9 protein-coding genes and 2 pseudogenes are annotated in these 13311 nt (G+C 71.7%); 9 read left to right on the top strand and 2 right to left on the bottom strand.

What is annotated here, in order from left to right; translation table 11 throughout:
- Positions 1–24: 24 nt before the first annotated feature.
- The 3 genes from ABZ826_RS20190 (at position 25) to ABZ826_RS20180 (ending at position 1888) form a co-directional block, all read left to right on the top strand.
- Entirely contained in the window at positions 25–1197 is a 1173-nt protein-coding gene (locus ABZ826_RS20190; protein ID WP_361449733.1) for a pyridoxal phosphate-dependent aminotransferase, read from the top strand.
- 163 nt (positions 1198–1360) lie between these two features.
- Positions 1361–1618 carry a type II toxin-antitoxin system prevent-host-death family antitoxin gene (locus ABZ826_RS20185; RefSeq protein WP_361449730.1) on the top strand — a complete coding sequence of 86 codons (258 nt, stop codon included), beginning with the start codon at positions 1361–1363 and terminating at the stop codon, positions 1616–1618.
- A gap of 9 nt (positions 1619–1627) precedes the next feature.
- Positions 1628–1888, top strand: a complete 261-nt coding sequence (locus tag ABZ826_RS20180; protein WP_361449727.1) for a Txe/YoeB family addiction module toxin — start codon at positions 1628–1630, stop codon at positions 1886–1888.
- A 147-nt stretch (positions 1889–2035) separates the two neighbouring features.
- Here the strand turns inward: ABZ826_RS20180 and ABZ826_RS20175 are convergent, their stop codons facing one another.
- Positions 2036–4186 carry a plasmid pRiA4b ORF-3 family protein gene (locus ABZ826_RS20175; RefSeq protein ID WP_361449724.1) on the bottom strand — a complete coding sequence of 717 codons (2151 nt, stop codon included), beginning with the start codon at positions 4184–4186 and terminating at the stop codon, positions 2036–2038.
- A gap of 379 nt (positions 4187–4565) precedes the next feature.
- On the opposite strand from ABZ826_RS20175, the pseudogene ABZ826_RS20170 reads away from it, so the two are divergent.
- The 6 genes and pseudogenes from ABZ826_RS20170 (at position 4566) to ABZ826_RS20145 (ending at position 12147) form a co-directional block, all read left to right on the top strand.
- Positions 4566–7381 (top strand): annotated as a pseudogene (locus tag ABZ826_RS20170) (SNF2-related protein).
- Positions 7378–8691 carry an SWIM zinc finger family protein gene (locus tag ABZ826_RS20165; protein ID WP_361449721.1) on the top strand — a complete coding sequence of 438 codons (1314 nt, stop codon included), beginning with the start codon at positions 7378–7380 and terminating at the stop codon, positions 8689–8691. Before ABZ826_RS20170 ends, ABZ826_RS20165 begins: the two are co-directional and overlap by 4 nt.
- Before the next feature lie 185 nt (positions 8692–8876).
- Positions 8877–9305 (top strand): annotated as a pseudogene (locus ABZ826_RS20160) (aminotransferase class I/II-fold pyridoxal phosphate-dependent enzyme); the annotation flags it as partial.
- Between the two features lie 247 nt (positions 9306–9552).
- Positions 9553–10086 (top strand): hypothetical protein, encoded by a 534-nt coding sequence (locus tag ABZ826_RS20155; protein WP_361449718.1) that lies wholly within the window; start codon positions 9553–9555, stop codon positions 10084–10086.
- Positions 10087–10515: 429 nt separating this feature from the next.
- Positions 10516–11418, top strand: coding sequence for a LamG domain-containing protein (locus ABZ826_RS20150; RefSeq protein WP_361449715.1), 903 nt, complete (start codon positions 10516–10518; stop codon positions 11416–11418).
- Between the two features lie 144 nt (positions 11419–11562).
- Positions 11563–12147: a sigma-70 family RNA polymerase sigma factor gene (locus ABZ826_RS20145; RefSeq protein ID WP_361449712.1), complete on the top strand. Its 585-nt coding sequence runs from the start codon at positions 11563–11565 to the stop codon at positions 12145–12147.
- Between the two features lie 3 nt (positions 12148–12150).
- Here the strand turns inward: ABZ826_RS20145 and ABZ826_RS20140 are convergent, their stop codons facing one another.
- A complete protein-coding gene (locus ABZ826_RS20140) occupies positions 12151–13101 on the bottom strand; it encodes a hypothetical protein (RefSeq protein ID WP_361449709.1) in 951 nt (316 codons plus the stop codon).
- Positions 13102–13311 lie beyond the last annotated feature (210 nt).

The following is a 13311-nucleotide window of genomic DNA, read 5'->3' as shown; positions in this document are numbered from 1 at the left end:
GAGCTTCGGCGCAGGATGGCGGCCATGACCCAGGGACGACCGCTGCTCAACCCCCGCCTCGCCGAGTTCGGCACGACGATCTTCGCGGAGATGTCGGCACTTGCCGTACGGACCGGCTCCATCAACCTCGGCCAGGGCTTCCCCGACACCGACGGCCCCGAAGAGATCCGCGAGGCCGCGGTCCGGGCCCTGCGCGCCGGGCACGGCAACCAGTACCCGCCGGGCCCCGGCGTCCCCGAACTGCGCTCCGCGATCGCCGACCACCAGCGGCGCTTCTACGACCTGGACGTCGCCCCCGACACGGAGGTCCTGGTCACCGCAGGGGCTACGGAAGCGATCGCCGCGACCATGCTCGCCCTCCTCGAACCGGGCGACGAGGTGATCGCCTTCGAGCCCTTCTACGACTCCTACGCCGCCTGCATCGCCATGGCCGGAGCGGAGCGGGTACCGCTCACTCTGCGCGCGCCGTCCTTCCGCCCGGACCTGGACGAGCTGCGCGCCAGGATCACCCCGCGAACCCGCCTGCTGCTCCTCAACACCCCGCACAACCCCACCGGGATGGTTCTCACCGCCGACGAGCAGAGCGCCATCGCCGCACTCGCCGTCGAACACGACCTGCTCGTCGTCACCGACGAGGTGTACGAACACCTGGTCTATGAGGGCGCGCACCGCCCCATCGCGGCCCTGCCCGGCATGCGGGAGCGCACCGTCTCCATCTCGTCCGCCGGCAAGACCTTCTCGTACACCGGATGGAAGGTCGGCTGGGTTACCGGCGCCCCCGAGCTCATTGCCGCCGTCAGCTCGGCCAAGCAGTTCCTGACCTATGTCGCCTCCGGCCCCTTCCAATACGCCGTCGCCGAGGCCCTGCGGCTGCCCGACACGTACTTCACCGCCTTCCGCGAGGACCTGCGGGCCAAGCGGGATCTGCTCTGCGCGGGCCTCGCCGACGCGGGCTTCCAGGTATTCCGGCCGGCCGGGACGTACTTCATCACGGTCGACATCCGCCCGCTCGGCGAAAACGACGGCGCCGCCTTCTGCCGCTCCCTCCCGGAGCGCGCGGGCGTGGTCGCGATCCCCAACTCGGTCTTCTACGACCACACGGAGGCGGGCGCCCCCTATGTCCGGTTCGCGTTCTGTAAACGCACCGAGGTACTGGTGGACGCGGCGGAACGGCTCCGCAAGGCATTCGCGCACTGACCGCCGTCGCACGGGGCCGGTCGTTGCATTCGTCGTCACCTGCCACACCTCACCCGCCCGGAACTTTCGCGCCGGAGGCCGCCCGGTCGCGGCCGTCATTCCGGTGGTTGCCGCACCACAGGGGTCCACGTACAATTTCCTGTACGTGGAAGGAGGGTCAATCGTGAAGACCATGACGTATTCCGAGTCGCGCGCGCGGTACGCCGAGGTGCTCAACTCCGTCACCGACGACCGCGAAGAGGTCGTTATCACCCGGGCCGGACATGACCCGGTCGTCATCGTCTCCCTTGAGGACTACGAGTCCCTGAAGGAGACGGCGTACCTGCTGCGAAGCCCGGCGAACGCCCGGCGCCTGCTCGCGTCCATCGACGAGCTGGAAAGCGGCGGCGGCACCGTACGCGAGCTGGCGACCGACGAATAAGGGCCGCAAATGAAGATCACCTTCTCCTCCCGCGCCTGGGAGGACTACCTGTGGTGGCAGCTTCAGGACCGGAAGATCCACAGGCGCATCAATACGCTCATCGCGGACACTGCCCGGAACGGCAACGAGGGAATCGGCAAACCGGAACCGCTCAAGCACGGATTCCAGGGCTACTGGTCGCGCCGCATCAACGACGAGCACCGACTGATCTGCAAGGCCACCGAGGATGGCGTCCTGATCGCACAGTGCCGCTACCACTACGAGAGCTGACAGGACTCGACCGGATCGAGCAGAGCAGCCGCTGACCCCGGCGTCACGCAGCGCTCACGCAGGCCGGCAACGGTTGAATCCGGGTTCTGGATCCTTGCCGGACAACAGCCGGGACGCGGTGGTCAGGTTTCCTCGGTGCGCCCGACTTCATCGTCGGCGCCGGGATCCGACCTTGGTTGCGGACTTTCGCAGCCGCTTGGCCAGCGCCTTGTCCCGAGCCCTCAGGTGTCGCCCTGCCGCTTCCAGGACGGCCCCCGTGGCGGGGTGGTCGCAGCGCCACAGATCGTCGGCGGCCTGCTCCAGGAGCGGCAGTACCGAGTCCCCCTCCTGGTCCAGGAACGTGGCAAGTGCCTCGTCGGCCACGCCGAGCGGACCCCACAGATGGTCGACGAGCCCCCAGCGCCGGAGTTCCGGACTGTGTCCCTCGGGGATCTCGCCTCGGCCGACCAGCGCGATCGCCGCGGTCTCGGCGCAGCCAGGGACACCCGAGGCCGCGGCTTTGCGCAGGACCGCAAGCGCTCTGGGTTCGTCCAGTTCTGCCAGCACCGGTGCGGCGGTCAGGCGACGGAGGGCCGCGTCGGCTTCCAGCCCGGCGCAGGCATCGATGATCTGGACCGCGGCCGGGCCCTGGCCCCGATGGCTGATCCATCCGGTGATCTCGGCGTGGGCGGCGTCCTCGTCGTGGTCGAGCAGGGCGTCGAGCAGCGTCGGGGCGTCGGCATCGGCCAGTTCACCGATCAGCGGAGCGTGGAATCCCTCGGCGAGCAGGTACTCGCGCAGTCCGTGGCGTCCCAGTGGGGTGAGCCTGAGCTGTGTCCCGGGCAGGGGAGTGTCGTCGCTGTTTTCGGTGCTCCCCGTGATGCCGAGGATGTCGAGGAGGATGTGGTCGCGCTCCCGGCTCGTCTCCGGGCCGGTCTCGACCTCCGCTGCCTGGTACTCGGCGAGGATCAGGGCCGCTTGGTCGAGGATCTGCAGGAGGAGCAGTTCGACCAGTCGTGCCTCCTGTTTGGGGAGGCCCTCGCGGAGTGCGCCGACGAGCAGCGCCGGGTCCAGCCATTCGCCGTCGGGAACCTCGTACAGCGCCCGCAGCACCACCGCTGCCAAGCCGTCGCCGTCCTCGGCCTGCATGCCCAGCGCGGCCAGCAGCACCGGGGGCAGGCCAAGGGTCCCGAGGTCGTTCAGGTCGTCGAGTTCGTCCTCAAGCGCCCAGCACCAGAACTCCAGCACTCCCTCGTCTCCCGCGGTGGCGGGCAGACCGGCACCGGGACGGGCGGTGCCCGCGCTGATCTCCACCAGGTCCGCGTCCAGGACGAGCCGCCAGGGGCTGTCCAGACAGGGCAGGTCGCCGGAACTGCGCAGGCGGGCCAGCCGCTCGTCGCGCTCCGCCGGCCGGAGTGCGCTCAGCTCGTCGTCCTGGGCCCACAGTTCGAGTTCCTGGACGGCCAGGCGGCCCACTGCGGGCTTGAGCACCTCCCGGGACGTGACGGCTCGTCCGCCCCGGCACCAGTGGGCCAGACGGAGCGCGGAGGCGATCAGCGGCACCTGCCGGGCGGCGGCGGCGAGCTCCGCGCGCGGTGCCAGGGAGACGGGGCGCACCGGAACGAGCTCCGCGTCCAGGTCATCGTCGTCGTGGACCTCGCCGCAGGAGCAGCGCCGCCCGCCGGGGGCGGCTGCGGCCGACCGTCGTGCCGGGGTGGCTGTGGGCGGCCGCGGGTCCAGTCCGGCCAGTTCCCGGTCCAGGGCCTCGCGGTCGAAACATGCGGGGTCGAACCCTTCCTCGCGGAGCGTTTCGACCAGGTCGGTCCACGGCTCGGGGGCTGGTGCGCCGTGGTCCGCGACGGCGTCGAGTACGGCCTGCAGCCCCCAGGCGCCACCGGTGTCCTCGGCGTAGGGCATGGCGCGGCGTCCACCGGTGCAGCGGACGCGCCGGTCGGGGGTGGACGTGGGAAGGGTCTTCTCCAGCGTGATCTGGTGACGCCAGTCGTCGCCGAAGTCGTAGGTGTACTCCAGCCGACCGCCTTCGTAGGGCAGTACCTCGGCCACGGTCACGGACTCCTCATCGGCGTCGCGGCCGGGATCGCGGTCCAACGGGGCGTCGAAGTCGAGGAATTGGCGGCCGGATCCGGGTTCGGTGAAGGAATGCAGGTGCGAGTCGTCCCAGCCGAAGCATGCCTGGATGATGTCGTGCAGGCAGCCGAGCGAGGTGTCGGCGGGCAGGGTGACCCGGCGCCAGATCGGCGGGCTGGTGTCTCGCAGGGCGATCTTCAACTGGTAGGTCGGCACGGGGTCGGCGGTCACGGCGAGGGATTCCTTTGATCGAGGCGGTGCCGGATTCCGGAACCGGTACGGGGCCGCGACCGCATATGTGTCGCAGCCGTCCGTGGTGGCTACTGGTGGCTACTGGTGGCATCATTCCGCACTCCGCCGAGTGAGCGAAGCCACTCTTGACACACCCTGTCCGCCCGCGCGGATAGCCTTGACCCGCCGAGGGCGCGCGGGGGACCCGCACCCTCCCGAACAGTTGCAGGAACGTGTGCCAGGAGTGGGTGTAGTGGCGAAGGTCTACCCGTCGGCAGCGTCCGCTGCCGCCCGCACGGCCGGATCCGGCGGGTCGGCCGCGACCGAGCCGGCGGTTCCGGACCGGGAGCATCTGTTCGCCGGGTTGCCGGAGTTCGCCATCGGCGAGGCGGTGTTCCTTCCCGCAGATCCGCCCCGGTCGGGACGGGTGGCGTTCTGGTCGCCCGGCGGCGAGCCGCCGGACCTCGGGGTGGAACCCGGGGAACTCACCGTGGTCCGCCCGCACGGCTCGTCCGTACGCCGGGCCAGGGTGGTCGCCGCACTGCTGCCGGTGGAGCAGGCGCTGCCGCTGCTGACCCGCTGCCGGGCGCTCCGTACGGACGGCAGCGGGCGGGCGTCTGCCAGCACGGCGTTCTGGGGTGCGGCGGCCATGCTCGGTCTGGCTCTGATCGCCCGCGGCCAGGTGCTTCCAGGGGTGTCACCGGAAGGCTTCGACGCGTGGCGGGCCGGCCCGCTGGACGCCGAGGACCACGAGCGGTTGGCTTCCCTGGCCGCCGCCATGCCTCCCTGGGCCCGCGCGGTCGCGGTTCCCGGCCTCTCCCCCCTCACGCTTCCGGCGGCCGAGCCGCTGCTGCGGGCCTTCCTGGACGCCGTGGCCGATTCCCTCGCCCGCCCTCCCGCCGCCCGCCAGGTGACCGGCGGACCGGCGTTCGCGGTCCGGGCTCCGCAGTCCGTGCCCGAGCAGCGAGGCTGGGCGGCGGAGGTCGCCGCCGGCCGCGACGCGGGTCTGGCGGTGTCGCTGCGGCTGGAACTGGGCCGCTCGGACTCCATCCGGGCCGTGGTCCAACTGCGCAGCCTGGCCGATCCCACGGTGCTCGCCGACGCCGCGGACCTGTGGTCAGGCAGGGCCATCGCCCCCGAACTGTTCGGCCCACGAGCCCAGGTGGACACGCTGCTGACGCTGCGCCGGGCCGCGCGCGCATGGCCCCCGGCTGGGCGGCTGCTGGACGCGGCGGCCCCGACCGCCCTCGATCTGTCCGACGAGGAGGCCGAGGCGTTGCTGGGCGAGGCAGCCGAGAGTCTTGCCGCGGCCGGGGTCACCGTGCACTGGCCCAAGGAGCTGGTTCGCGAGCTGACCGCCGCCGGGATCCTGGAACCCGCACGCCGCCAGGGGACGCAGTCCTCGGCCGAGTCCTTCCTGTCCTCCGGCGGGCTGTTGGAGTTCCGCTGGCGGGTCGCGCTCGGAGACCAGGAACTCACCGACGAGGAACTGGAACGGTTGGTCCAGGCGCACCGGCCGATCGTGAGACTGCGCGACCAGTGGGTGGTCGTGGACCCGGAACTGGTCCGCCGCCTGCGACGGGCGCACAGGCCAAGTCGCCCTCACTGACCGCTGTCGACGCCCTGGGCGCCGCGCTGACCGGCAGCGTCGAGGTGGACGGCGAACAGATCGCGGTCACCGCGGGCGGCGTACTGGAGGAGCTGCGCTCCCGAATCACCGACCCCGAGGCCCGCACCGCGGGCGAGCCCCAGGGGCCGCCCAAGGCTCTTGTCGCGATGCTGCGCGACTACCAGCTGCGCGGCCTGAACTGGCTGCACCGGATGACCTCGCTCGGCCTGGGCGGCTGCCTCGCCGACGACATGGGCCTGGGCAAGACCGTCACTCTGATCGCTCTCCACCTGCGTCGCCAGGAACGGAAAACCACCGCAGGTCCCACCCTGGTGGTCTGCCCCGCCTCACTGCTCGGCAACTGGGAGCGCGAGATCCAACGCTTCGCACCGGGCACCCCGGTCCGCCGCTTCCACGGCCCCGGCCGCGACCTGGCCGGCCTCGACGGCGGAGCGGACGGCGGCTTCGTCCTGACCACCTACGGGACCATGCGCCGCGACGCCGAACGCCTCGCGGGGCAGCCCTGGGGACTGCTCGTCGCCGACGAGGCCCAGCACGTCAAGAACCCGCACGCGCACACGGCCCAGGCGCTGCGCAGGATCCCCTCGCAGGGGCGGGTCGCGCTGACCGGCACCCCCGTCGAGAACAACCTGTCCGAACTGTGGGCGCTGCTCGACTGGACCACCCCCGGCCTGCTCGGCACGCTCACCTCCTTCCGCGACCGCTACGCCAGGGCCGTCGAAGGCGACCGCGACGAGCAGGCCGCCCAGCGGTTGGGCGCCTTGGTCCGACCCTTCCTGCTGCGGCGGCGCAAGTCCGACCCCGGCATCGCGCCCGAACTGCCGCCCAAGACCGAGACCGACCAGCCTGTCTCACTGACGAAGGAACAGGTCTCGCTGTACGAGGCGCTGGTACGCGAGCTCATGGCCGAGATCGAGGAGAAGCAGGGCATCGCCCGACGCGGCCTGGTGATGAAGCTGCTCACCGGCCTGAAGCAGGTCTGCAACCACCCCGCGCAGTTCCTGAAGGAGCCTGCGAGCGCGAAGCTGCCGGGCCGCTCGGGGAAGCTGGAGCTGCTGGACGAACTCCTGGACACCGTCCTGGCAGAGGAGGGATCGGCCCTGGTCTTCACCCAGTACGTGGCCATGGGCAGACTTATCGAGCGCCACTTGGCCGACCGCGGAGTGGACACCCTGTTCCTGCACGGAGGCACCACGGTCAAACGCCGCGAGGAGATGGTCGGCGCCTTCCAAGCCGGCGAGAAGAAGGTGTTCCTGCTGTCCCTCAAAGCCGCCGGGACCGGTCTGAACCTGACCCGGGCCGGACACGTCATCCACTACGACCGCTGGTGGAACCCGGCCGTGGAGGATCAGGCCACCGACCGCGCCTACCGGATCGGACAGACCCAGCCGGTACAGGTGCACAGGCTGATCGCCGAGGGGACCGTGGAGGACCGGGTCGCCGAGATGCTCCGGCAGAAACGTGAACTGGCCGACTCGGTGCTGGGTTCGGGCGAGGCGGCGTTCAGCGAGCTGAGCGACAGCGAACTGGCCGAGCTGGTCACGCTGCGAAGGACGGGCCAGTGAGCAGGCGCATCCCGGCTCACAAGGAAGCCGCGCGCACCTTCGAGGCACTCCCTCCGGCAAAGGGCAGTCGCGCACCCTTCGCTGCATCCTGGTGGGGCCGCGAATGGCTGCGCGCCCTGGAGGAGTCCTCCCTGGACTCCGGCAGGCTGCAGCGCGGCCGGACCTACGCGCGCGGCGGCGCGGTCGGCCAGGTCACTGTCGCCCCCGGCTCGGCCGCCGCCCCGGTGCAGGGCAGCCGCCGCACCCCGTACCGCTCCACGGTCCGGGTCGAACAGCTGACGGACCGGCAGTGGGACCGGCTGCTCGACATGATCGCCGAGCGGGCCGCCAACATCGCCGCGCTGCTCGACGGCGAGATGCCCGCAGGGCTCGCCGACGACGCCGCAGCCGCAGGCGTCCCGCTGCTGCCCGGTCCCCGGGACCTCGACCCCGAGTGCAGCTGCCCCGACTGGGGCTACCCCTGCAAACACGCCGCCGCCCTCTGCTACCAGGTCGCCCGGCTCCTGGACCGCGACCCCTTCGTGCTGCTGCTCCTGCGGGGGCGCGGCGAGCGGGAGCTGATGGACGAGCTCGGCCGCCGCAACACCGCCCGCGCCTCCGCCGAAGCCGCGGTGTACGCGGCAACCGCGGGCGCGGGTCCGGACGCGTCCCCGGCCCGGACCGGCGATCCCGCCGGGCCCGCCTTCACCTCACGCACCGAACTGCCGTCCCTGCCCGCCCCGCCGCCGCTGCCCGAACGGCCCGGCCGCGGCCCCGCGCTGGTGGACTCGGCCGTCCCGGAGCCCGGCGTGGACCCGGCCGCGCTCGAACTGCTCGCCGCCGACGCCGCGATGCGTGCCCACCACCTGCTCACCGGAGCTCTCGGCGCACAGCACGCCGACACGGCGCCACCCGTCCCGCTCACCGAATGGCAGGACGCCGTCCGCTTCGCCGCCGCTCACCCCACCCTGGAGGTCTTCGCCCGGATCTCCGCGAACTGCGGCCGCACCCCCCGCGAACTCGCCGCCGCCACCCGCGCGTGGCGGCATGGCGGCGCGGCATCCCTGGATGTGCTGGAGAACTCCTGGAACCCACCCACCGCACGCATGGAACGCGACCGCGAGGCGCTGCGAGCGGACTGGGCCGACGGCGCACCACCCCGGCTCCGCTCCTGGCGCAACCGCTGGACCGTCGAGGGCCGCGATGCCCAACTGCGACTGGGCCGGGACGGACTGTGGTATCCGTACGCCAAGGACCGGGGCACCTGGTGGCCGGCGGGGCCACCGGACGCCGACCCCGCCGTCGTCCTGACCGCTCTCCTCGAAGGATGAGACTCGGGGTGCCCCGGCGATCCACCGGTTCGGCGATCCACCGGTTCCGTCCCGGCTGCACGGTGCGTTCGGTCGCGCGGCGAAGGTGCGCGGGCTTCTCGGTCGGCGCCCCGACCGGCGACGGCTGACTCCGGTGGGCCCGGTGCGCCGCATGCGAATGAGTGTGTGAACGAGGCGTGGCCCGGGTCACGGCGGACGCCCCGCTCGTCGCCGCCGTCCGGACGGCCAAGCAATACCTGACCTACGTCAGCGCGGGCCCCTTCCAGTACGCGATCGCCGAAGCGCTGCGCCTGCCGGACACGTACTTCGACAGCTTCCGCGCCGACCTGCGACGCAAGCGCGACCTGCTCGGCGACGGGCTGCGCGCGGCCGGGTTCGAGGTCTACGAACCCCAGGGCACCTACTTCATCACCACGGACATCTCCCCGTTCGGAGAGAAGGACGCCTACGCCTTCTGCCGCGCCCTTCCCGAGCGCTGCGGCGTCGTCGCCGTCCCCAATTCCGTCTTCCACGACACCCCCGACGCAGGCCGCAGCCAGGTCCGCTTCACCTTCTGCAAGCGCGACGGCGTCCTCCAGGAGGCGGTCGGCCGCCTGCGGCGCCTGGCGTCCTGAACCCACGCCGGCGAGCCCGCCGTACCGCTCGCCGGCAGCCGTAACGGAGTCTGAGCGGATTCCACGGGACACACCACGCACCCCACCGCACAGAGGTGGACGGCCGGGGCAGGACGGCGACGCGCGTCCGGGGGGACAGGTCCGCTGTCTCACAGGCCTGTCACAACTTACGTGCACACAGAACCACTTCCGGATCGGACGCGTGATCACCAGTGACGCATTTATGCCGCACCTCCCGAGGAAATTCATGACGCGCAGATGGCTGCTCATCACCACGATCACCGTATTGACCGTCGCGCTGGCCTTCGTCGTCGTCCAACTGGTGCGCGGCCAGGACTCCGGAAAGGAACAGGCCGGGGCGAAACCGGCCGGGGCCAAACCGGCCGCGTCGAGCCCGACCGACGCCAAGAGGAACAGCGACGGCCCCGTCCCGGCCGGCTACCTCGGCACCTGGACGGGCTCCATCGACAACCCCTCGGGCCACTCCACCCGGCAACTCGTCATCAAGCAGGGCACGGTGAGCCAGTCCGTCCTCACCCTCACCGCGAACGGCCCGCTCGACAACGGCGGCTCCTACCACTGCGTCTTCCAGGCAAACCTGGCCTCGGAACCCACCCCGAGCGGCCCCGTCGAGATCGGGCCCTCCACCGTCACCGTCGGCGAACCCATGTCGTCCTGCACCGCAGGAAAGGCCACCTCCCTCACCTTGCTCCCGAACGGCACTCTGAGCCGGGAGATCCCGGAGACCGGCGAAAGGCTCACGTACACCAAGACCGACTGATCAGCCCAACAACGCAGACGCCGCACTCAGCAGCAACAGGCGGGGATCGGCACGCAACCGATCCGGCCCACCGCCGCGTTCAGCGGCAGCCGTGACGGAGTTTGAGCGGATTCCACGGGACACATCCCACACCCCACCGCACACAGGTGAACGGCCGGGGAACGACGGCGGACGGCGGCGACCGCGTCGTGAACACTCGGGGACGGTTGGCGGACGATGCGCCCGCACCGCCGGAACGTCACAACTCCCCATGTTCCACTGCCCCGGACGGGGCGTCGCCCGCGTCTCCCGGCGCACGGGCGCACATCCAGGGGCGGACAGGTCCGCTGTCTCACATGCCTGTCACAACTTGCGTGCACACTGAACCGCTTCCGGATCGGACGCGTGATCACCAGTGACGCATTTATGCCGCACCTCCCGAGGAAATTCATGACGCGCAGATGGCCGCTTATCACCACGATCACCGTATTGACCGTCGCGCTGGCCTTCGTCGTCGTCCAACTGGTGCGCGGCCAGGACGCCGAGAAGGAGCAGACCGAGGCGAAACCGGCCGCGTCGAGCCCGGCCGCGTCGAAACCGGCCACGCCGACACCGGCCGCGTCGAGCCCGGCCGCGTCGAAACCGGCCACGCCGACACCGGCCGCGCCGAACCCACCCGCGCCGAACCCGCCCGCACCGAACCCGCCCGCGCCGAAACCGGGTGGCGACGCCGAGTCCCTGCAGGGCCTCGGCTGGTGGCCCCTGCACCGGTCCGGCACCGCGAAGGCCGGCGCGCACGACGCCGTGGTCAGGGGCGGCACGCAGTGGACCGACGGCCCCGAGGGCGGCGCCATGCAGCTGGACGGCACCAGCGGATACGCGGACACCGGCACCCGGCTCGACACCGCGGGCAAGGACTACTCGGTCGCCGCACGGGTGCGCCTCGCCCCCAAGGACATGACCGGCTTCCACACCGCCTTGTCCGAGGACGGCGACCGGGTCAGCACGTTCTTCCTCCAGTACTCCGCCCAGGACGGGAACTTCGCCTTCAGTTTCTCCGGTGCCCGTGCCGTCGCGACGTCCGAGAAGCCGCAGCCCGGCCGCTGGTACCACCTGACCGGCACGTACAGCCAGAAGGACCACCTGATGCGGATCTACGTGGACGGCCGGCTCGCGGGGACCAGGGTGGCCTCCAGCAGCGTGTACCCCACTGGCACTGTGATGATCGGACGCGCCAAGTTCGACGGGAAGCCGGTCGACTACTGGAACGGTGACATCGCCGACGTACACGTCTACGAACGGGAGTTGACGTCCCGTGAGGTGGACTCGCTTTCCTCTCGCGAACCGGGCTGACCGGCGCTGACGGGGGCAAGTTCACCGCCGCCGCAGGCTGACGGGCGCCGCACGGGCGCACGGCGGCTCGCGGCGGCGCCTGCCGGTTGTCCCGCAGCCGGCCGAACCCGTCTTCCCCACAGACGACCGGAGAGGAAAAGGCCCTTGTCGGCCAGCGCTTCGACCGAAGACCGACCACCCTGTCCCCACACCACGGAACCCTGCCCCGACGAGTTCCTCAGAGCGCTCTACCACTTCCATGGCAGCGCCTTGCTGCAGTTCGCCGCACGGCGGCTGGAGGGCGACTGGCACCGCGCCGAGGACATCCTCCAGGAAGTCGCGATACGCGCCTGGCGGCACGCCGGGGAACTCGACCCGACCGCGGATTCGGTGCGGCCCTGGCTGTTCACCGTGCTGCGCAATCTCGTCATCGACGGCCACCGGGCCCGCCAGGCCAGACCACCGGAGACCGGTGACCCCGAACTCGACCACCTGCCGGTCTCCGACGGCGTGGACCACATGCTCACCTCCGAGGTGCTCATCGACGCGTTGCGGGACCTGCGGCCGGCACAGCGCGAGGTCCTGCTGCACGTGCACTACCTGGGACGCAGCGTCAACCAGACGGCCGAGGTCCTCGGCGTGCCGCCGGGCACGGTCAAGTCGCGGACGTACTACGCCGCCCGCGCCCTGCGCGAGGCGCTGCACAGCCGCGGGCTGTACGCGGGCGGCCTGGACCGCGAGGCCGGATGACACTCATGCCAGACGTCCCGCGTGCCGGTTGATCTCCAGGCCGAGCGGCCCGGTGTCGAGCGATCCGCCCGCACCGGTACGCCAGCGCCACCCCGTGGGTGCCTCGCCGACCACCAGCAGCGCGTCCCCGCGCCGCAGACCGGCCAGTGCCCCCTCCCGTCGCGGGAGCTGCGAGGCGTCCACGACGAACAGATGCGGCGCCTCGCCCTGGACGGCGATCCGGCTGCTGCCCTCGATCAGCCGGAAGATCTGGGTGACGTCGGGCGAGCCGGGCTCCGGCGCTCCCGTGCCCGCCGACGCCGCCACCGTGGCGAACGCCTCCTCCAGGCTGGCCGCGCTGTGCAGACGCGAGGTCCGCGGCTCGTCGCCGGAAAGGAGCCGGCCGTCGGCCAGGGATCCCACCAGGGTGACCTCGGCGAGCGCCCCCACCGGGCCGGCGAGCGCCTCGGTGACGAGGGCCCGCACCAGGCTGCGCACCTCCTTGTCCGGACCCGTCACCGAGACGGGCCCCGCCGCCCGGGAGAGGTCGACCAGCACGCGGTCGGGTCCGTCCAGGCCCACCGTCACCGTCAGCGCGTACGGCAGGGCCGGTTCGCCCTCCGGGCCGGGGCGGTGCAGATCGTCGGGCGAGATCGTCCAGCGCTCGCCGCCCGCCTCGACGCTCCAGGGCGCGGGGGCGGCCTCCTCGGCCCCGGCCAGCAGCAGTGCGAGCCGCTCCTCGGAGTAGACGACGGCGTACAGGTCGGGCAGCGACCGGCCGGAGCGCAGGCATTCGCCCGTCAGCCGGCGCAGGCCCGCGTTGACCACGTCCAGCGCCTCCCGGCCCACGACGGCCGCCGAGGCCGCGACGGGCTTCGGCGGGCGGGGTGGCCGACGTCGCTCGGTGACGATCAGCGCGGCCACCGCCGCGATCAGCGCCAGCCCCAGCACCACGGCCAGGACGTACCAGATCATCTTCTGACTCCTTGTCGGGACGCCCCGGCGGCGGAGCCGGGACGGTCGAGAACGAGGACGGCACAGTCGCTGTGCCATGCACCCGATGGCCACTACGGCGCCCGTCGGCGGATGGTTCACCGGTGCGCCGGGTGAACAAAACACCCCGCGGGCCCGGCGGGCACTAACTAGGGAAGGACGCGCCGCAGGTGGCGAGGCCGGGCGCCCCCA

Source organism: Streptomyces sp. NPDC047515, assembly GCF_040643055.1.
Lineage (GTDB): Bacteria > Actinomycetota > Actinomycetes > Streptomycetales > Streptomycetaceae > Streptomyces.
The sequence above is the reverse complement of the archived record's forward strand: the minus strand, read 5'-3'. Positions and strand labels throughout refer to the sequence as shown.